Below are 18,735 nucleotides of genomic sequence, written 5' to 3'. Positions count from 1 at the left end.
GCGGCTCGCCCGGGCCATAGGATGACGCGCTCCCGGCCCTCTTTCGCGGTCACCGCCCCACCGGGACCGCCCGACCCCGCGCCGTCGCGAGTCCCCCACCGGCGCCGTGAAGATGGACTCCCACACCTCACCGGCATCCCAGCCCCCTCCCTCGCCCCCGTCACCTCATACGTTCCAGGTCGACCTGCGTGGTCTGGTGGACCTGCTCTCCCACCACCTCTACTCCAGTCCGAAGGTGTACCTGCGGGAACTGCTGCAGAACGCCGTGGACGCGATCACCGCCAGACGCGCGACGGAACCCGACGCTCCGGCCCGGGTCCGGCTGTACGCGGAGGGCGGCGCGCTGCGCGTCGAGGACACCGGCGTGGGGCTCACCGAGGCGGACGTGCACAGCCTGCTCGCCACCATCGGGCGCAGTTCCAAGCGTGCCGAGGGGCTGCAGGAGGCCCGGTCCGACTTTCTCGGGCAGTTCGGCATCGGGCTGCTGGCGTGTTTCGTCGTCGCCGAGCGGATCCGCGTGGTCAGCCGCAGCGCCCGTACGCCCGGGGCGCCGCCGGTGGAGTGGACGGCGTCCGACGACGGTTCGTACACGGTGCGGACGCTGCCGGACGCCGAGCGGCGCGAACCGGGCACCACTGTGCACCTGGTGGCCCGGGCCGGGGCGGCGGAGTGGCTCACGCCCGCGCGGGTCGAGGCGCTGGCCCGGGACTTCGGGTCGCTGCTGCCGTACGACGTCCGGGTGGGCGACGAGGCGGTCACCGACCTGCCCGCGCCCTGGGACCGTCCGTACCCGGGCCCGGCCGCCCGCCGCGTCGCCCTCGCGCGGCACTGCCACGACCTGTTCGGGTTCACGCCGCTGGACACCGTCGACCTGTCCGTGCCGGTGGCGGGCGTCCGCGGGGTGGCGTACGTGCTGCCTGCGGCGGTGAGCCCGGCGCAGCGCGCGGGGCATCGCGTGCACCTCAAGGGCATGCTGCTGACCGAGCGGGCCGAACAGCTGCTGCCCGACTGGGCGTTCTTCGTGCGCTGCGTGCTCGACACGGACAGCCTGCGGCCGACGGCCTCGCGCGAGGCGCTGTACGAGGACGAGACGCTGGCCGCCGTGCGCGAGGCGCTGGGGGAGCGGATCCGCGCCTGGCTGACGGGGCTCGCGGCCGGTGATCCGGAGCGGCTGGCCGCGTTCCTCGCGGTGCACCACCTGGGCGTGAAGTCCCTGGCCCGGCACGACCGGGAGATGCTGCGCACGATGCTGCCGTGGCTGCCGTTCGAGACGACGGACGGGCGGCTGTCGCTGGAGGAGTTCGCGCAGCGGCACCCGGTGGTGCACTTCACGCGGACGGTGGAGGAGTACCGGCAGGTCGCGCCGATCGCGTCCGCGCAGGGCATCGGCGTGATCAACGGCGGTTACACGTACGACAGCGAGCTGGTGGAGGCGCTGCCGTCGGTGCGGCCGGGGACCGTGGTCGCCGAGCTGGACGCCGAGACGGTGACCGCGCATCTGGACGCGGTCGACCCGGCCGAGGAGCTGGCCCTGTCCGGTTTCCTGGCCGCCGCGCGGGCCCGGCTCGACCCGCTGGGCTGCGACGTCGTGCTGCGCGCGTTCCATCCGCTGTCCGTGCCCGCGCTGCACCTCGACGACCGGGACGCCCGGCACGAGCAGGCCCGGGCGGACGCCGAGGAGCGCGCCGACGACCTGTGGGCGGGGATCCTCGGGTCCCTGCGCGGCAGCGCGCCCCGCGCGCGTCTGGTGCTCAACCATCTGAACCCGCTCGTGCGGCGGATCGGCGCCCTGCCCGACCCGGAACTCGTCGGCACGGCCACGGAGTCGCTGTACGGGCAGGCGCTGCTGATGGCGCAGCGGCCGCTCGGGCCCGCCGACTCGGCGCTGCTCAACCGCGCGTTCATCAACCTGCTGGAGTGGGCCACCCACAGCGAGGACGGCCGGTCATGACGGAGATCACGGATGTCGACGCACTGCGCCGGGCGATGGCGGAGAACTCCGAGCAGCCGGAGGGACCGGCCCGCAACGCGCGCGCGGAGCAGTTGCTGGCGGCGGCCGAGCAGCTGAACGTCCCGCTCGCCGTGATCGAGGCGCTCGGGCACCAGCTGAAGGTCTACAACTACAGCTCCGAGAAGGGGAAGATGTTCGTCCCCTTCGCGCGGCTGCTGCGCATGTGGGACGAACGGCCCGAGGACTTCGACGAGTTCGAGGCGCACTCGCTGCACTGGGTCTTCAAGTGGGTGTCGTCGGGCATGCTCGACCAGCCGCACATCCCGCTCGCCTCGATCGAGAAGTGGCTCGGCGAGATGGAGCGCCGCTACCGGCTCGCCGGCTACTCGGAAGCTGCCGTGCGCAGCGCCGAGCACAGTGTGGCCGCGCATGTCGGGGACGTGGCGCGCGCGGAGCGGGCCTACGCCGCGTGGCTGGCCGCCGACCGGGACGCCATGTCCGACTGCCACGCCTGCGAGCTGCACGGGCAGGGCTGGTGGCAGGCCGAGCTGGGCCGGGACGAGGAGGCCCTTGAGCTGTGGCGGCCGGTGCTGGAGGGCCGGTACACCTGCGCCCACGAGCCGCACACGGTCCTGGCCTCCTCCCTGGTGCCGCTGCTGCGGCTGGGCCGCCTGGACGAGGCTCGGGCCAACCATCTGCGGGGGTTCCGGCTGGTCCGGGCCATGGAGAGCATGCGCGGCGCCTATGCGGAGCACGTGGAGTTCTGCGCGCTGACCGGCAACGAGGCGCGGGGACTCGAACTGCTCGCGGAGCGGCCGGCGTACTTCACGGACGACGGGCAGCCGCAGAGCAGGCTGGACTTCCTGAGCGTGGTGGCCCTGCTCATGGACCGCCTCACCGCCCTCGGTCTCGGCGACCGGCCGGTGCCGGGCCCGCCCGGCCGGGAGTGGACGGCCCGGGAACTCGCCGCACGCGCGCGTGCGGACGCCCTCGCGCTCGCGGCCCGCTTCGACGAGCGCAACGGCACGGCCCACGTGGGCGAGCGTGCCCGCGCGCGCATGGCGCAGAAGCCGCTGGCCGAGCGGCTGCCGCTGGGGGTGCGCTCGGTCGGTCCGGCGCCCGCTCCCCCGGTGTCCGCTCCCCCGGCGGTCGCGGTCCCCGTCGGCGGGCAGCCGGACCTGCCCGCCCTGCTGGCCGAGGCACGGCGGCTGTCGGACCACCTGCGACCGCACGCCGTGGAGGCGTGGGCGGCGGTCGCGCGGGCCGCTGAGGGCGTCGAACTGGACCCGCGCGACCGGGCCGAGATCGCCGACCACGAGGCGATGGGCCTCGGCCCGGCGGGCGCCACGCTGTTCGAACGGGCCGCGGAGCTGTACGCGCGGGCCGGCGACCCGGGCGAGGCCCTGGCGGCACGCGCGCGTGCGGCGTACGTGCGCGCTCTGGGGGGCGACGTGGCCGAGGCGGTCGCGGCCGTGGCCGGGCCGTACGAGGAGGTCCTCGCGCTGTACGCCGCCGGGGGCACGGGGACGCGGCAGACGGCGGCCGTCCTGATGGGCCGGGCCCGGGTACTGCTGCGCCGGGCGCACACGGAGGCGCAGGAGCCCGGCGCGGAGGCGGTGTACGGCGCGGCCGAGGCCGCCGTACGCGAGGTCCTGGCGCTCGTCGACGGGCGCACCGGCGACGACGTGCGGCTGGCCGCGCGGGCCGCCGAGGCCCAGGCGATGCTCGCCGAGCTGGCGGGACTGCGGGGAGACCTGGCGGCGGCCGTGGAGCTGTTCGGACGGGGCGCGGCCGCGTTCGTCGCGGCGGGGCTGCCCTGGTTCGCCGTGGAGTACGAGGCCCGGCTGGCGTCTCTCGCGCACCACCTCGGCGACATGGCCGAGGCGGAACGGGCCGTGCGGGCCGCCCTGGAGCACGGCGGAGCCCAGCTGGAGGCGCCCGGGCGGGCCCAGCTGCACCTCCAGCTCGCCGAACTCCTCGGCAACCGTGACGAGGTCGCGGAGGCCGCGCGGCACGCGCTGGAGGCCGCGCACTGGGCCGACGAAGCCGGCGAGAGCGCCACCCTGGGCGCCTGGGCGCGGCAGCAGCTGGGCGGGTTCCTGCTGCGGCAGGGGCGGTGGGCGGAGGCGGCGGAGGTGCTGGAGTCGGCGCTGCCCGACCTGACCGCCGAGACGCACGGCGACGGGGCGATCGTGCAGACGCAGTGGTGGCTCGGCGACTGCCTGAGCGAGCTCGGCGAGCACCGCGCGGCCGCCGAACGGCGCCTGCAGGCCGCCGAGATCGCCCGCACCTGGCCCGAGCAGCACGACCACGCGACCCTCGCGCACCTGGCCGGGGAGTCCCTCGGGCAGGCGGGACTGGCCGCCGAGGCCGAGCGGGCCTATGCGCGCGCGGGAGAGCTGTGGCGGGACCTTGGCAATCCGCAGGGCCTGGTCCGTTCCCTGCGCGCCCGCGCCTGGCTGGCGTTGCGCGCCCAGGACGGCGTGGCGACGGCCCGCGCGCTGATGACGGACGCGCTCCGGGCGTGCGGGACCGCGCGGGACGAGGCGCCCGACGAGGCGTCCCGGCAGTCGTTCGTCGCCGAACTCGGCGACACCCACCGCCAGTTCGGCGACCTGCTGGCCCGGGCCGCCGAGGGCGACGCCGGGGCCACGCTCCCGGCCCTGTTCGAGGAGGCACTGGCCCAACTGCGGCAGTCGGCCGAGGTGTTCGCCTCCCTCGGCGACGCCGCCCTGCACAGCCGCACCGGCGCCGAACTCACCGCGGGCCTACTGGAGGTCGAGCTGGGCCGCCTCGCCGACGCGCGGGCCCGCGCGCGTGCGGTGCTGGCGGCGTACGCCGGTGACGACGGCACGGGCCGCGGGGAACCGTCCGACGACGGCGGCGAGGCGGTACGGACCCGGCGGGCGGAGGCCGAACAGCTGCTCCGCGTCGCGTCGGAGGAGAACGTCGCATCGGAGGAGAACCAGGGCTGAGACGCCCGGCGCCGGGCACGCGCCCCCACCGTCTGCCGGGCCCGCCCGGCCTACTCGACGCCGATGAGGAGCAGGGATCCCTGCCGTCCGCCCCGGTAGACGACCGTGTCGACGGCCAGGTAGCCCTCGCGGACCCGGCCCTCCAGGTGCTCGGCGACCGTGTCGGGGACGTCGTCGCCGAGGACCAGGGTGACCATCTCGCCCCCGGCCGCGAGCATCCGGTCCAGGACGGCCGCCGCCGTGGCCGTGACGTCCGAGCCGATCACGGCCACGTCGCCGTCGATCAGGCCGAGGACGTCGCCGGCCTGGCAGATGCCCGCCATGGTCCAGGACTGGGCCTCGGCGACGGTGACCTCGGCGTGCCGGGTGGCCCCCGCGGCCGAGGTCATCGACACGACGTCCTCGTCGAAGCGGCGCTCCGGCTCGTGCACGGCCAGCGCCGCGATGCCCTGGATCGCCGAGCGGGTCGGGATGAGGGCGACCCGGACGCCCTCCGCGCGGACCTGCTCGGCGGCCGCCGCCGCGGTGTGGCGCAGCTCGGCGTCGTTCGGCAGCAGCACGACCTCGCGCGCGTGGGCCCGCCGTACGGCCTGGACGAGCTCGCCGCTCGCGGGCGGCTCCCCGGGGCGGGCGAGCACGGTGGTCGCGCCGGCCTCGGCGTACAGCCCGGCCAGGCCCTCGCCGGGCACGACGGCGACGACGGCGCGCTGCGCACGCTCCCGGGGCGCGCGCTCGGCGCCTGTGGTGTGGACGTCCTGGGCGCCGAAGTGCGTGATCCTGATCCGGTGGGGTCGCCCGGCCTCGATCCCGGCCTCGACGGCGGCGCCCGCGTCGTCGACATGGACGTGCACGTTCCACAGCCCGTCGCCGCCGACCACGACCAGGGAGTCCCCGAGGGCGTCGAGCCGCTGCCGCAGCCGCGCGACGGCCGCGTCCTCGGCCTCCAGGAGGTAGATCACCTCGAAGGCGGGCCCGTCCTGGTGGGGCACGGCGGTGCCGTCGCCCGGATCCGCGCAGGCCGTCAGGGGGTCGCCGCAGGGCTCCACGGCCGCGGGCGCCACGGTCCGCACCGGCGGCTCGTCGCCCACCGGCCCGGGCACCACGCGCGCGTGCGCCACGGCCGGCTCCCCGGACCCCGGCGCGAACGCCCCGGCCGCCGGCCCCGAGGCCCTCGCCTCCGGCACCCGCCCGGCGCTCGCCACCGGCCCGCGCGGCCGCTCCCCCGTGAACGTCTCCACCAGTGCCCCGAGCACCGCCACCAGCCCCCGCCCGCCCGCGTCGACCACGCCCGCGCGTTCCAGTACGGGCAGCTGCTCCGGGGTCGCGGCGAGGGCCTCGCGAGCCCCCGCGTAGGCGGCCCGGGCCACGCTCCCGCAGTCGCCCTCGGCACCGCCGGCGGCGTCGGCGGCGGCCGAGGCGACCGTGAGGACGGTGCCCTCCACGGGGTGGGCCACCGCCTGGCGGGCCGAATCGGCCGCGTGCCGCAGGGCACGGCGCAGGTCCCCGCCGTCGGCGTGCGCGTGCGCGTCGGCGGCCAGTACCTGGGCCATGCCGCGCAGCAGTTGGGCGAGGATCGTCCCGGAGTTCCCGCGGGCACCGATCAGCGCCCCGTGGGCCATCGCCCGCACCGCGTCGGCCAGGGTCGGCCCAGCCGGAGCGGGATCCGCGGCGCCCGCCGGACCCGCCGCGTGCCCGGCGAACACCGCCTCGACGGCCGCGACCGCGGATTCCACGGTCAGGTACAGGTTCGTGCCGGTGTCGCCGTCGGCCACCGGGTACACGTTGATCGCGTCGATCTCCTCGCGCGAACGCCCCAGCGTCTCCAGCGCGAGGCCGCACCAGGTGCGCACCGCGAGAGCATCGAAGAATGTCTGCGGCACCTGCGCCACCGCGCCTCCCTGAGCTGCTGGACGTGGCACGCAGCGTAGACCCCGGGGCGGTCCCCGCCGGAAGAGGGCCGGGGGCGGGGCCCTGAGCTGCCGTGCTAGTTTTCTTGTACGGGTGCAGCCGTTGTATGCTGCTCCGGTTGCCCGATCCTGATCGGGCTTTCCCACCTGGCAGCGCCACTCAGATCTCGCCGGCTCCTGGAGCCACAGGATCTCGATCCCGGCATGCCGGGATTAACCGTAAGTGCATCTGAAGTCTTTGGAGTGACCCGTGGCTGCCAACTGCGACGTCTGCGGCAAGGGGCCGGGCTTCGGCAACAACATCTCGCACTCGCACCGCCGTACGTCCCGCCGCTGGAACCCGAACATCCAGCGTGTGCGTACCGTGGTGGGCGGGACGCCGAAGCGCGTGAACGCTTGCACCTCGTGCATCAAGGCCGGCAAGGTCTCGCGCTGACGCTCAGCTAGCGCGCGGCCACTGCTGGTTCGCCGAAGGAGCCGGTCCACCCAGGTGGACCGGCTCTTTGGCGTGCTCGCAGCGGAACGGCCAAGGCGCATCGCCCCAACAGACCAGCCTAGGCGCATCGCCCTCAGCCCGTCGCCCGCCGGCGTACCCCACCCGCCGCCCGCGCCGTCACGAGTCGCCGCGGAAGCGCCAGCCGTGGTCCACCGGCCCGATCCCCCCGCCGAGCGCGAACCCGGCCGCGACGGCCCCGGTGACGTACTCCTTGGCCGCCGCCACCGCCTCCGGCACGGAGTCGCCCTTCGCGAGCCGCGCGGCGATCGCGGAGGCGAGCGTGCAGCCGGTGCCGTGGGTGTGGCGGTTGTCATGCCGGGGCGCCCGCAGCCAGTGCTCCTCGGAGCCGTCCGTGAGCAGGTCCACGGCGTCCCCCGCGAGGTGACCGCCCTTGATCAGCGCCCAGCGCGGCCCGTATGCGAGCACGGCCGCCGCGGCCCGGCGCATCTCGCCCTCCGACTCGACGCGCACGCCCGTCAGCTGGGCCACCTCGTCGAGGTTGGGCGTGGCGACCGTCGCCACCGGCAGCAGCTTCGTACGGACCGAGTCCAGCGCGGAGGCGGCGAGCAGGGAGTCGCCATGCTTGGAGACGCCGACCGGGTCGACGACCGCCGGGGCGTCCGTTCCGGCGATCAACTCGGCGACCTCCTCGACGAGTTCCGCCGAGGCGAGCATGCCGGTCTTGACCGCCTGGACGCCGATGTCGTCGACGACGCTGCGGTACTGGGCGCGCACGGCCGCCACGGGTAGCTCCCAGGCGCCCTGCACCCCGAGCGAGTTCTGCGCGGTCACGGCGGTGATCACGCTCATGCCGTGGACGCCGAGCGCGAGCATCGTCTTCAGGTCGGCCTGGATGCCGGCGCCGCCGCCCGAGTCGGACCCGGCGACGGTGAGGACGGTGGGGACGCTGGGGACGGTGGGGCTCATGACTCCACGTCCCCGAAGTGGTCCCAGCCGCCCTTGCTGGTCCACGGCGCCCCGTCGACCGTCACCTGGGGCAGCGCCGAGGGGTTGAGGACCTCGCCGATGACCTTCCAGCGGGCGGGCAGCTTCACATCCGGCGGGAAGGTCGCCACGATCGCGTGGTCCTCTCCCCCGGTCAGCACCCACTGCATCGGGTCGACCCCGACGGCCTGCCCGATGTCGTTCATCTGGGACGGGATGTCGATCGCCTGGGAGCGGATGTCGATGCGCACCTTGCTGGCCTCGGCGATGTGCCCCAGGTCGGCGATCAGTCCGTCGCTCACGTCGCACATGGCGGTCGCCCCGAGCCCGGCTGCGGCCGGCCCGGCGTGGTACGGCGGCTCGGGCCGCCGGTGGGCCTCCACGAACGCCCGCGGCGAGCGGAACCCCCGGGACAGCACCGCGTACCCGGCCGCCGACCAGCCCAGCCAGCCCGTCACGGCGACGAGGTCGCCGGGCTGCGCCCCCGCCCGCGTCACCGGCTCCTGGTTGCGTAGATCGCCCAGCGCGGTGATCGACACCATGATCGAGTCGCCGCGCACGACGTCCCCGCCGACCACGGCGGCACCGGCCACCTGGCACTCGTCGCGCAGGCCGTCCATCAGTTCGCTCGGCCACGTCACCGGCAGCTCGGCCGGGACGACCAGGCCGAGCAGCAGCGCGGTCGGCACGGCGCCCATGGCGGCGATGTCGGCCAGGTTCTGCGCGGCGGCCTTGCGGCCGACGTCGTAGGCCGTCGACCAGTCCCGGCGGAAGTGCCGGCCCTCCACCAGGATGTCCGTGCTCGCCACGACCCTGCGGTCGGGTGCGGCCACCACGGCGGCGTCGTCGCCGGGGCCGACCCGGACCGCCGGGGTGGTGGTCAGACGGGAGGTGAGCTCCCTGATGAGCCCGAACTCACCGAGCTCACCAACAGTGCCCTTCATTGCCCTTTCTCCCCTTCTGTCCCTGTCCGTGCCCGGTCGCGGGGCATCTCGGTCCTCGTTACGGTCGATGTGACCGTCACGTTCTGCCGGACCTGCGCCCCGGCGCGCAAGACCCGGTATCCGCAGGTCTCCCCGCGGCGAGCGGCAACGCGATACCGTGGCGTTCCTTTTCCCCACATGATCCTCGTGGCCGCCCTGGAGGTTCCGTGGTACAGGCGTACATCCTGATCCAGACGGAGGTCGGCAAGGCGTCGACCGTCGCCGAGACGATCAGCAAGATCCCTGGGGTCATCCAGGCCGAGGACGTCACAGGACCGTACGACGTGATCGTGCGGGCCCAGGCCGACACCGTCGACGACCTCGGTCGCATGGTGGTCGCCAAGGTCCAGCAGGTGGACGGCATCACCCGCACTCTGACCTGCCCGGTCGTCCATCTCTAGCCCCCGTCTACCCTGTGCCGGTGAACTCTTTCCGTCACCGGCACCGTCGTGTCCTCCGCGTGTTCCGCCTGCCCGCTCTCGCGCTGTTGATCACTGCCGCGGGCTGCTCCTCAGCAGACGACAGCGCGTCGGCGGCGGTTCCCAGTCCGGACGCCGGGGTCACGAAACTGTGCCGGGACCTGGACAAGGTACTGCCCGCGAAGGTGGACGGTGAGCGTCGCGAGGACCCCGAGCCCGCGTCCGCGCTGACGGCGGCCTGGGGCAGCCCGGCGATCATACTTCGCTGCGGTGTACCGCAGCCGCCGAAGATGGTGGATCCGAAGGTGGCCGAGGGGCGGGACGCGGACGCCGTCGCCGGCGGTGTGAACGGGGTCGACTGGCTGATGGAGAAGCAGGGCGACGCCCACCGGTTCACCACCGCCAACCGCAAGGTCTACGTCGAGGTGCAGGTGCCGGAGGGCGTGGACAGCTCCGGTGTCCTGATCGATCTGGCCGCGGCCGTGAAAAAGGCGATCCCCAAGGGGATCGCCTCCTGATCACCTGCCGTCCGTCCGCGCAGCGGCGTCAGCGCAGACCCGTCGAACGGCGCAGCGCCGCCTGCACCAGCCGGTCGATCAGCTCCGGGTAGCTCACCCCGCTCGCCTGCCACATCTGCGGGTACATCGAGATGGGCGTGAAGCCGGGCATGGTGTTGATCTCGTTGATCACGAACTCGCCGTCCTCGGTGAGGAAGAAGTCCGCGCGGACCAGGCCCTCGCAGGAGGCCGCCTCGAAGGCGTCCACCGCCAGGCGCCGCACCTCGGCCGTCTCCTCCGGCGTCAGCGGCGCCGGCACGATCCCCGGCGTGGAGTCGATGTACTTGGCCTCGAAGTCGTAGTACGCCTGCGCCTGCGGCGGCGGGATCTCCGCGGGCACCGAGGAGCGGGGGCCGTCCTCGAACTCCAGGACGCCGCACTCGATCTCGCGGCCGCGCAGAGCGGCCTCCACGAGGATCTTCGGGTCGTGGCGCCGGGCCTCTTCGATCGCCTCGTCCAGGCCGGAGAGGTCGTCGACCTTGGTGATGCCGATCGACGAACCGGCGCGCGAGGGCTTCACGAACAGCGGCCAGCCGTGCTCACCGGCGAAGTCGACGATCTTCTTGCGGGCCGCGGCCTGGTCGCGCTCCCACTCGCGCGGCCGGATCACCACGTACGGGCCCACCTTCAGCCCGAAGGAGGTGAACACCCGCTTCATGTACTCCTTGTCCTGGCCGACGGCCGAGGCGAGCACACCCGAACCCACGTACGGGACCCCGGAGAGCTCCAGGAGGCCCTGGAGGGTGCCGTCCTCGCCGTACGGGCCGTGCAGCACCGGGAAGACCACGTCGACCTCGCCGAGCGCCTTGGGCACCGATCCCGGCTCGCTGTAGACGACTTCGCGGCTGGCGGGGTCGACCGGGAGGATCACTCCGCCCTCGGCCGACTCGGCGAGCGCGTCGACGCTCGGCGGGCGCCGGTCGACGATCGCCATCCGCTCCGGTTCGTCCGCCGTGAGCGCCCAACGGCCGTCCTGGGTGATGCCGATCGGGAGGACGTCGTACTTCGTCCGGTCGATGGCTTTGAGGACGGCGCCGGCGGTGACCACGGAGATCCCGTGTTCGGAGCTGCGCCCGCCGAACACGACGGCCACACGCGGCTTGCGAGGCGGCTGCTCGGGGCTCTGGGGGAGGTTCTCGGTGCTCATATCGCGTCGAGAGTACCCGGTGGTAGGGCCCGGAGACAGCGCCCGCCGCCTCGCGTCGCTCAGCGTCGTTCGGGCTTCGCGCTGCGCGACATCAGCTCCTTGAGGGCGACCACCGGGGGCTTGCCCTCGTGCACGATGCCGACGACCGTCTCCGTGATCGGCATGTCGACGCCGTGCCTGCGGGCCAGATCCAGCACCGACTCGCAGGACTTGACGCCCTCGGCGGTCTGCTTGGTGACCGCGATGGTCTCCTGCAGCGTCATGCCCTTGCCGAGGTTGGTGCCGAAGGTGTGGTTGCGCGACAGCGGCGAGGAGCAGGTCGCCACCAGGTCGCCCAGGCCCGCCAGTCCGGAGAAGGTGAGCGGGTCGGCGCCGAGCACCATGCCGAGCCGGGTGGTCTCGGCGAGGCCGCGGGTGATGAGCGAGCCCTTGGCGTTGTCGCCGAGCCCCATGCCGTCCGCGATGCCGACGGCGAGACCGATGACGTTCTTCACGGCTCCGCCCAGTTCGCACCCGACCACGTCCGTGTTGGTGTACGGGCGGAAGTAGGGCGTGTGGCAGGCGGCCTGGAGCCGCTGGGCGACGGCCTCGTCGGTGCAGGCCACGACGGCCGCGGCCGGCATGCGCGCGGCGATCTCCCGGGCCAGGTTGGGCCCGGTGACCACGGCGATCCGGTCCGGGCCGACCTTGGCGACGTCGTCGATGACCTCGCTCATGCGCATCGCGGAGCCGAGTTCGACGCCCTTCATCAGCGACACCAGGACGGTGTCCGGGGCGAGCAGCGGGGCCCACTCGGCGAGATTGCCGCGCAGGGTCTGCGAGGGAACCGACAGGACCGTGAAGTCGGCGCCGGCCGCGGCCTCGGCGGGGTCCGTGGTGGCCCGCACCTGCTCCGGGAGCTCGACGCCCGGGAAGTAGTCGGGATTGGTCCGCGTGGAGTTGATCGCCTCCACGAGCTCCGGGCGGCGCCCCCAGAGGGTGACCTCGCACCCCGCGTCCGCGAGCACCATGCCGAAGGCCGTGCCCCACGAACCGGCGCTCAGAACCGCCGCCTTGACCGGCTTGCTCACGTGCCCAGCCCCTCTTCCTGCACCGACTTCGGCGACTGTGCCGACCGTACCGGCCGCCCCGGCTCCTGCCCGCCCCGCTTGGTCTGCTTCTGCGTGCGGCGCCGCTGCTCGATCCGCTCCCGGCGCGGGTCGTAGGGCGTCTCGGGCGCCTTCTCCCCGCGGATCTCCTCCAGCTGCGCGGTGATGGCGGCCATGATCACCTCCGTGGCCTCCTTCAGCAGGTCCGCGGTCATCTCCCGGTCGTAGAACCGGGAGAGGTCGACCGGCGGTCCGGCGAGGACCCGATGCGTCTTGCGCGGCAGCAGGTGCGGCTTCTTCGCGTACGGCGGCAGCAGCTCGTTGCAGCCCCACTGGGCCACGGGGATCACCGGGCACTTGGTCTGCAGGGCGACGCGGGCGGCCCCGGTCTTGCCCGTCATGGGCCAGCCGTCCGGGTCGCGGGTGAGGGTGCCCTCGGGATAGAAGGCGACGCATTCCCCGCGGTTCACGGCGTCGATCGCGGCCCGGAAGGCGCTGAGCGCGTCCGTGCTCTCGCGGTAGACGGGGATCTGCCCGGTGCCGCGCATCGCGGCGCCGACGAATCCCTTCTTGAAAAGACCGCTCTTCGCGAGGAATCGCGGGACGCGCCCGGTGTTGTACTGAAAGTGCGCGTAAGCGAAGGGGTCGATGTGCGAATTGTGGTTCACCGCGGTGATAAATCCACCCTCGGCCGGAATGTGCTCCATTCCGCGCCAGTCCCGCCTGAGCAGTACCACCAGCGGCGGTTTGCAGATCACCGCGGCGAAGCGGTACCAGAAGCCGATTCTGCGGCGGGGCACGCGGACACCTTCCTCTAGGGCCTGAAGCGGCGGCCACGGGGGCCGCACAAGTGTCGCCCCAGGCCGCCGGTCTGTCGAGAACACCGTACGCCCCGACACGCCGGGCGCCTCAGGCCCCGGGTGACAATGACCGCGACAAGAGGAGGACGGAACACCCGTGCAGTGGACGTTGGTCGTACCCCTGAAGCCGCTGGCCCAGGCCAAGAGCAGGCTGGCGGACACCGCCGACGACGGGCTGCGGCCGGACCTCGCGCTGGCCTTCGCGCAGGACACGGTGGCGGCCGTGCTGGCCTGCCCGGCGGTGCGGGATGTGGCAGTCGTCACGGACGACGCCCGGGCGGGCCGTGCGCTGGCCGCGCTCGGGGCCGCGATCATCGCCGACGAGCCGGGCAGCGGTCTCAACGCCGCACTCGCACACGCGGCGGCGGCCGTGCGCTCCGCCCGCCCCGCGAGCCCGGTGGCCGCGCTCAACGCCGATCTGCCGGCGCTGCGCCCGCGGGAATTGTCCCGGGTACTCGACGCCGCCGCGGAATTCCCGCGCGCATTTCTTCCGGATGCGGCCGCAATCGGCACGACTCTTCTGGCCGCCGCCCCGGGCCGCGCATTGCACCCGGCGTTCGGCACCGATTCCCGCGCCCGGCACCGCGCGTCCGGGGCCGTGGAACTGTCCCTGACCGCCGTGGATTCCGTACGCCAGGACGTGGACACCGGCGACGACCTGCGCAGCGCGCTCGCCCTCGGGGTGGGCCCTCATACGGCCGCGGCCGCCGCGCGGTTGCTGATCCCCGGGCAGTAGGCTGCGGGCATGCAGGCGACCGCGTACACCTACGACCCCGACAGCCGCAGCGGGCAGGTCCTCCTGGACGACGGCACTCCGGTGCCCTTCGACGCGGCGGCGTTCGACGCCGGCGGTCTGCTGCTGCTGCGCCCCGGGCAGCGGGTGCGCATCGAGGTGGAGGGCCCGAAGGACGCCCCGCGCATCACTCTGGTGACCCTGCAGACCCTCTGAGCACGTCCGATCACTTCCGGAACACGCCGCGGGCCGGACTCCGTCAGGGAGTCCGGCCCGTCGCGTGAGTACCCAGGCGGCCCTACTTCTTGCGGGCGGTGGTCTTCTTGGCGGTGGTCTTGCGCGCCGTCGACTTCTTGGCGGGCGCCTTCTTGGCGGTCGCCTTCTTCGCCGGGGACGACTTCTTGGCGGTGGTCTTCTTGGCCGCGGTCGTCTTGGCCGTCGCCGTGGTCTTCTTGGCGGGCGCCTTCTTCGCCGTGGTCTTCTTCGCGGCAGCCGTCTTCGTGGGGGTGGCCTTCTTCGCCGCCGTCTTGCGCGCCGTGGTGGTCTTCGCCGCGCCCGCCGTCTTCTTCGCCGCGGCCTTCTTGCCCGCCGACTTGGCGATGGTGGGGGGCGGGCCGGACAGGCTGCCCTTGGGGGCCTTCTTGACGGCGATGTCACCCTTCGGGAGCTTCTTCGAGCCACTGACCAGGTCCTTGAAGCCCTGACCCGCACGGAAACGCGGAACGGAGGTCTTCTTGACCCGAACCCGCTCGCCCGTCTGAGGGTTACGGGCGTAGCGGGCCGGACGGTCGACCTTCTCGAAGGAACCGAAGCCGGTGACCGAGACCCGGTCACCCGCGACCACCGCGCGGACGATGGCGTCCAGTACATGGTCGACAGCATCGGCGGCCTGCTGGCGGCCGCCCATCTTGTCGGCAATCGCTTCTACGAGCTGCGCCTTGTTCACGTCTTCCCCTTCGGAGACATCGCCAGAACGAAAGTGTTCAAGCTTTTTCGCACGTTAGGCAGATATATACCGCAAATCAAACACGAAACGGGCTTATCACCCTTGTGCCGCAACGAGCCCGGCGGTATCGGCGGGTTCAGCGTTCCTCGTCGGGGATACGCCCCTCGTCGAGGTCCGCGGTGAACCGCTCCAGCCGCCTTGCCGCGTCGGCGAGATCGTGCTTGGCCGCGGCCGTAATGACCAGCAGCTTCCGGGTCAGCGCCATCCGTACGCCCTCCGGGACTTGCAGTGCGCGCACCCTTGCGTGCGCTTCCTTGAGTTGGTCCGCGACTGCCGTATAGAGCTCGAGTTGGCCGTCGTGTTCCATGCACAGATTGTGCCATCTGGGGCGAGTTGTCGCCTGCGCAGGGGACAACTGCCGCCTCAAACGGCCTTCCGGGCACACCCGGAAGTCACGGCTGTACCACTCGCTTACCCCGGCAACCACCGTCATAACGTGGTCAGTTGGCTGCCGACCTGGGGGCGGACAGGGCCGTTCGGGTGCAGAAACGGCTGTACCCCCGATCGGGCTGATCGGGGGTACGGCGGGGGTGTTGCGGTGGCCGAAAGTCGCCTTGTTCAGAGGCGGCGGACCATGTTCCGGATCAGACCGGGAGCGTCCGCGGCTTGAACGACGGGCGCTTCGCCTCGTACGCGGCGATGTCCGCCTCGTTCTGCAGGGTGATCGAGATGTCGTCGAGGCCGTTCAGCAGCCGCCAGCGGGAGTTCTCGTCCAGCTCGAACGAGGCGGTGATGCCCTCGGCGCGCACCTCGCGGGCGACCAGGTCGACGGTGATCTCGGTCTGCGGGTCCTTCTCGGTGAGCTCCCACAGCGCGTCCACGATCTTCTGCTCCAGAACGACCGTGAGCAGGCCGTTCTTGAGCGAGTTGCCGCGGAAGATGTCGGCGAAGCGGGAGGAGATCACGGTCTTGAAGCCGTAGTTCTGCAGCGCCCAGACGGCGTGCTCACGGGAGGAGCCGGTGCCGAAGTCGGGGCCCGCGACCAGCACGGTCGCGCCCTGCCGCTCGGGCTGGTTGAGCACGAAGGACGCGTCCTTGCGCCAGGCCTCGAACAGCCCGTCCTCGAACCCGTCGCGCGTGACCTTCTTGAGCCAGTGGGCGGGGATGATCTGGTCGGTGTCGACGTTGCTGCGGCGCAGCGGGACGGCCCGGCCGGTGTGGGTGGTGAATGCTTCCATGACTGATCAGACTCCAGCGGGCGTACGGACGTCGGCGTCGGCCAGGTCGGCCGGGGAGGCCAGGTGGCCCAGGACGGCGGTGGCCGCCGCGACCTGCGGCGACACCAGGTGCGTACGGCCGCCCTTGCCCTGCCGGCCCTCGAAGTTGCGGTTGGAGGTGGACGCGGAGCGCTCACCCGGGGCCAGCTGGTCCGGGTTCATGCCCAGGCACATCGAGCAGCCCGCGTGCCGCCATTCGGCGCCGGCCTCCTTGAAGACGACGTCCAGCCCCTCGGAGACGGCCTGCAGACCGACCCGCGCCGAGCCCGGGACGACCAGCATCCGTACGCCGTCGGCGACTTTGCGGCCCTTGAGCAGCTCGGCGGCGGCCCGCAGGTCCTCGATGCGGCCGTTGGTGCAGGAGCCTACGAAGACGGTGTCCACCTTGATGGAGCGCAGCGGCTGCCCGGCCTCCAACCCCATGTATTCCAGGGCCTTTTCGGCGGCGTGCCGCTCCGATGCGTCTTCGTACGAAGCGGGATCGGGGACGGACGCCGAAAGCGGTGCGCCCTGCCCGGGGTTGGTGCCCCAGGTGACGAACGGCGACAGCGCGGCGGCGTCGATGACGACCTCGGCGTCGAACTCGGCGTCCTCGTCCGTCTTCAGCGTCTTCCAGTACGCGACGGCGGCGTCCCAGTCCTCGCCCTCGGGGGCGTGCGGACGGCCCTTGAGGTACGCGAACGTCGTCTCGTCCGGGGCGATCATGCCCGCGCGGGCGCCGGCCTCGATCGACATGTTGCAGATGGTCATGCGGGCTTCCATCGAGAGCTTCTCGATGGCCTCGCCGCGGTATTCCAGGATGTAGCCCTGGCCGCCGCCCGTGCCGATCTTCGCGATGATCGCGAGGATCAGGTCCTTTGCGGTGACGCCCTCGGGCAGCTCGCCCTCGACCGTGATCGCCATGGTCTTGGGGCGGGCCATCGGCAGCGTCTGGGTGGCCAGTACGTGCTCCACCTGCGAGGTGCCGATACCGAAGGCCAGCGCGCCGAAGGCGCCGTGCGTGGAGGTGTGGGAGTCACCGCAGACGACGGTGGTGCCGGGCTGGGTCAGGCCCAGCTGCGGACCGACGACGTGCACGACGCCCTGCTCGACGTCGCCCAGCGGGTGCAGGCGCACCCCGAACTCGGCGGCGTTCTTGCGCAGCGTCTCCAGCTGGACCCGGGAGACAGGGTCGGCGATGGGCTTGTCGATGTCGAGGGTGGGGGTGTTGTGGTCCTCGGTGGCGATGGTGAGGTCGAGGCGCCGCACGGGGCGGCCGCTCTTGCGGAGACCGTCGAAGGCCTGCGGGCTGGTCACCTCGTGCAGCAGGTGCAGATCGATGAAGAGAAGGTCGGGCTCGCCCTCCGCGCGGCGGACGACATGGTCGTCCCAGACTTTCTCCGCGAGTGTCCTACCCATCGCTGTTCCCTCCGGCCGACGGCGGTCCGCCGACCCAACTAGAGATCTTGAGAGGCGGTGCCCGTTCCCCTGATTCCGGGCACACACCACCAGGCCCTTACGTCACGGGCCGTTGTGACTTCGTGATTCCAGGGTGGCGGGTTCCGGAGAAATTTGAACTTGCGTTTCACAGAGTGAGACGCGAGTATCGTTGCATGGACAACAGTAGCGGCGTCGGCGTTCTGGACAAGGCGGCCCTCGTCCTGAGCGCTCTGGAGTCCGGTCCGGCCACCCTCGCGGGCCTGGTCGGCGCCACCGGACTGGCACGACCCACGGCTCACCGCCTGGCCGTGGCCCTGGAACACCACCGCATGGTGGCGCGGGACATGCAGGGCCGTTTCATTCTCGGCCCTCGCCTGGCCGAGCTGGCCGCGGCCGCGGGTGAGGACCGTCTCCTCGCCACCGCCGGGCCGGTGCTCACGCATCTGCGGGACGTCACGGGCGAGAGCGCGCAGCTCTACCGCCGCCAGGGCGACATGCGCATCTGCGTCGCCGCGGCGGAGCGGCTGTCCGGACTGCGGGACACGGTCCCGGTCGGTTCGACGCTGACGATGAAGGCCGGCTCCTCGGCGCAGATCCTGCTGGCCTGGGAGGAGCCGGAGCGGCTGCACCGGGGGCTGCAGGGGGCGCGTTTCACGGCGACGGCCCTGTCGGGTGTGCGGCGGCGGGGCTGGGCCCAGTCGATCGGTGAGCGGGAGCCGGGCGTCGCGTCCGTGTCCGCGCCGGTGCGGGGGCCGTCGAACCGGGTGGTGGCGGCGGTGTCCGTCTCCGGGCCCATCGAGCGGCTGACCCGGCATCCGGGCCGTATGCACGCGCAGGCCGTGATCGACGCGGCGGGGCGGCTCTCCGAGGCGCTGCGGCGCGGCTGAGCGATACGGGGAAGGCCGGCCTCGACGCCGCGGCAGGTCCTCCCCCGCTCCGTGCAGACGAACCTCAGGGACAGCGGGGCACCTGTCTGGATCTATAGCCGGACGCTCCAAGTGCCCCTTTCCAGAATCGGGGCGGCGCTGAGTG

General features: G+C 72.9%; 18 protein-coding genes. 8 read left to right on the top strand and 10 right to left on the bottom strand.

Going from position 1 to position 18,735, the window contains the following annotated elements; all coding sequences use genetic code 11:
• Positions 1-112: 112 nt before the first annotated feature.
• A complete protein-coding gene (locus CHR28_RS23920; RefSeq protein WP_094055745.1) occupies positions 113-1,951 on the top strand; it encodes an HSP90 family protein in 1,839 nt (612 codons plus the stop codon).
• Positions 1,948-4,926, top strand: a complete 2,979-nt coding sequence (locus tag CHR28_RS23915; protein WP_094055744.1) for a hypothetical protein — start codon at positions 1,948-1,950, stop codon at positions 4,924-4,926. The genes CHR28_RS23920 and CHR28_RS23915 overlap by 4 nt, the downstream gene beginning before the upstream one ends.
• 50 nt (positions 4,927-4,976) lie before the next feature.
• Here CHR28_RS23915 and CHR28_RS23910 read toward each other — a convergent pair whose 3' ends face one another.
• On the bottom strand, positions 4,977-6,815 hold the full coding sequence (locus CHR28_RS23910; protein ID WP_094055743.1) for a DAK2 domain-containing protein: 1,839 nt from the start codon (positions 6,813-6,815) through the stop codon (positions 4,977-4,979).
• A 268-nt stretch (positions 6,816-7,083) separates the two neighbouring features.
• On the opposite strand from CHR28_RS23910, the gene rpmB reads away from it, so the two are divergent.
• Positions 7,084-7,269 carry a 50S ribosomal protein L28 gene (gene rpmB, locus CHR28_RS23905; RefSeq protein ID WP_003993230.1) on the top strand — a complete coding sequence of 62 codons (186 nt, stop codon included), beginning with the start codon at positions 7,084-7,086 and terminating at the stop codon, positions 7,267-7,269.
• A 177-nt stretch (positions 7,270-7,446) separates the two neighbouring features.
• Here rpmB and thiD read toward each other — a convergent pair whose 3' ends face one another.
• Together thiD and CHR28_RS23895 are read right to left on the bottom strand one after the other, a co-directional pair.
• On the bottom strand, positions 7,447-8,256 hold the full coding sequence (thiD, locus tag CHR28_RS23900) for a bifunctional hydroxymethylpyrimidine kinase/phosphomethylpyrimidine kinase (RefSeq protein WP_094055742.1): 810 nt from the start codon (positions 8,254-8,256) through the stop codon (positions 7,447-7,449).
• Positions 8,253-9,218, bottom strand: coding sequence for a thiamine-phosphate kinase (locus CHR28_RS23895; protein WP_094055741.1), 966 nt, complete (start codon positions 9,216-9,218; stop codon positions 8,253-8,255). The genes thiD and CHR28_RS23895 overlap by 4 nt, the downstream gene beginning before the upstream one ends.
• Positions 9,219-9,424: 206 nt before the next feature.
• Between CHR28_RS23895 and CHR28_RS23890 the strand changes: the two genes are divergently transcribed.
• Positions 9,425-9,658: an Lrp/AsnC family transcriptional regulator gene (locus CHR28_RS23890; protein WP_003997603.1), complete on the top strand. Its 234-nt coding sequence runs from the start codon at positions 9,425-9,427 to the stop codon at positions 9,656-9,658.
• A gap of 20 nt (positions 9,659-9,678) precedes the next feature.
• On the top strand, positions 9,679-10,194 hold the full coding sequence (locus CHR28_RS23885) for a DUF3515 domain-containing protein (RefSeq protein ID WP_256984376.1): 516 nt from the start codon (positions 9,679-9,681) through the stop codon (positions 10,192-10,194).
• Between the two features lie 28 nt (positions 10,195-10,222).
• Here the strand turns inward: CHR28_RS23885 and CHR28_RS23880 are convergent, their stop codons facing one another.
• From CHR28_RS23880 to CHR28_RS23870, 3 genes are read right to left on the bottom strand one after another with little or no spacing between them, the layout of a single operon-like run.
• On the bottom strand, positions 10,223-11,380 hold the full coding sequence (locus tag CHR28_RS23880) for a D-alanine--D-alanine ligase family protein (protein WP_094055740.1): 1,158 nt from the start codon (positions 11,378-11,380) through the stop codon (positions 10,223-10,225).
• A gap of 59 nt (positions 11,381-11,439) precedes the next feature.
• Entirely contained in the window at positions 11,440-12,450 is a 1,011-nt protein-coding gene (locus CHR28_RS23875) for an NAD(P)H-dependent glycerol-3-phosphate dehydrogenase (RefSeq protein ID WP_094055739.1), read from the bottom strand.
• A complete protein-coding gene (locus CHR28_RS23870) occupies positions 12,447-13,268 on the bottom strand; it encodes a lysophospholipid acyltransferase family protein (RefSeq protein WP_094055738.1) in 822 nt (273 codons plus the stop codon). The genes CHR28_RS23875 and CHR28_RS23870 overlap by 4 nt, the downstream gene beginning before the upstream one ends.
• 157 nt (positions 13,269-13,425) lie before the next feature.
• Here CHR28_RS23870 and cofC point away from each other — a divergent pair, with 157 nt between their 5' ends.
• Positions 13,426-14,064, top strand: a complete 639-nt coding sequence (gene cofC / locus CHR28_RS23865; protein WP_094055737.1) for a 2-phospho-L-lactate guanylyltransferase — start codon at positions 13,426-13,428, stop codon at positions 14,062-14,064.
• Between the two features lie 9 nt (positions 14,065-14,073).
• On the top strand, positions 14,074-14,277 hold the full coding sequence (locus CHR28_RS23860) for a hypothetical protein (protein ID WP_094055736.1): 204 nt from the start codon (positions 14,074-14,076) through the stop codon (positions 14,275-14,277).
• Between the two features lie 82 nt (positions 14,278-14,359).
• Here CHR28_RS23860 and CHR28_RS23855 read toward each other — a convergent pair whose 3' ends face one another.
• From CHR28_RS23855 to leuC, 4 genes are all read right to left on the bottom strand, one after another.
• On the bottom strand, positions 14,360-15,007 hold the full coding sequence (locus tag CHR28_RS23855) for an HU family DNA-binding protein (protein WP_094055735.1): 648 nt from the start codon (positions 15,005-15,007) through the stop codon (positions 14,360-14,362).
• Between the two features lie 136 nt (positions 15,008-15,143).
• A complete protein-coding gene (locus CHR28_RS23850; protein ID WP_094055842.1) occupies positions 15,144-15,374 on the bottom strand; it encodes a hypothetical protein in 231 nt (76 codons plus the stop codon).
• 277 nt (positions 15,375-15,651) lie between these two features.
• Complete coding sequence (gene leuD, locus CHR28_RS23845; protein WP_094055734.1) at positions 15,652-16,245, bottom strand: 3-isopropylmalate dehydratase small subunit; 594 nt, start codon at positions 16,243-16,245, stop codon at positions 15,652-15,654.
• A 6-nt stretch (positions 16,246-16,251) separates the two neighbouring features.
• Entirely contained in the window at positions 16,252-17,682 is a 1,431-nt protein-coding gene (leuC, locus tag CHR28_RS23840; protein WP_094055733.1) for a 3-isopropylmalate dehydratase large subunit, read from the bottom strand.
• Positions 17,683-17,876: 194 nt separating this feature from the next.
• On the opposite strand from leuC, the gene ndgR reads away from it, so the two are divergent.
• Positions 17,877-18,590, top strand: coding sequence for an IclR family transcriptional regulator NdgR (gene ndgR / locus CHR28_RS23835; RefSeq protein ID WP_094055732.1), 714 nt, complete (start codon positions 17,877-17,879; stop codon positions 18,588-18,590).
• The last annotated feature ends 145 nt before the right edge of the window (positions 18,591-18,735 follow it).

This window comes from Streptomyces sp. XY006 (assembly GCF_002237655.1).
In the GTDB taxonomy this organism is placed as follows: Bacteria; Actinomycetota; Actinomycetes; order Streptomycetales; family Streptomycetaceae; genus Streptomyces; species Streptomyces levis.
The sequence above is the reverse complement of the archived record's forward strand: the minus strand, read 5'-3'. Positions and strand labels throughout refer to the sequence as shown.

What these genes read in the sequence shown, in the direction of transcription:
- ndgR (WP_094055732.1), top strand. Translation starts at nt 17,877, where the DNA reads ATGGACAACAGTAGCGGCGTCGGCGTTCTGGACAAGGCGGCCCTCGTC.
- CHR28_RS23920 (WP_094055745.1), top strand. Translation starts at nt 113, where the DNA reads ATGGACTCCCACACCTCACCGGCATCCCAGCCCCCTCCCTCGCCCCCG.
- CHR28_RS23895 (WP_094055741.1), bottom strand. Translation starts at nt 9,218, where the DNA reads ATGAAGGGCACTGTTGGTGAGCTCGGTGAGTTCGGGCTCATCAGGGAG.
- leuD (WP_094055734.1), bottom strand. Translation starts at nt 16,245, where the DNA reads ATGGAAGCATTCACCACCCACACCGGCCGGGCCGTCCCGCTGCGCCGC.
- CHR28_RS23880 (WP_094055740.1), bottom strand. Translation starts at nt 11,380, where the DNA reads ATGAGCACCGAGAACCTCCCCCAGAGCCCCGAGCAGCCGCCTCGCAAG.
- CHR28_RS23915 (WP_094055744.1), top strand. Translation starts at nt 1,948, where the DNA reads ATGACGGAGATCACGGATGTCGACGCACTGCGCCGGGCGATGGCGGAG.
- CHR28_RS23860 (WP_094055736.1), top strand. Translation starts at nt 14,074, where the DNA reads ATGCAGGCGACCGCGTACACCTACGACCCCGACAGCCGCAGCGGGCAG.
- CHR28_RS23850 (WP_094055842.1), bottom strand. Translation starts at nt 15,374, where the DNA reads ATGGAACACGACGGCCAACTCGAGCTCTATACGGCAGTCGCGGACCAA.
- thiD (WP_094055742.1), bottom strand. Translation starts at nt 8,256, where the DNA reads ATGAGCCCCACCGTCCCCAGCGTCCCCACCGTCCTCACCGTCGCCGGG.
- leuC (WP_094055733.1), bottom strand. Translation starts at nt 17,682, where the DNA reads ATGGGTAGGACACTCGCGGAGAAAGTCTGGGACGACCATGTCGTCCGC.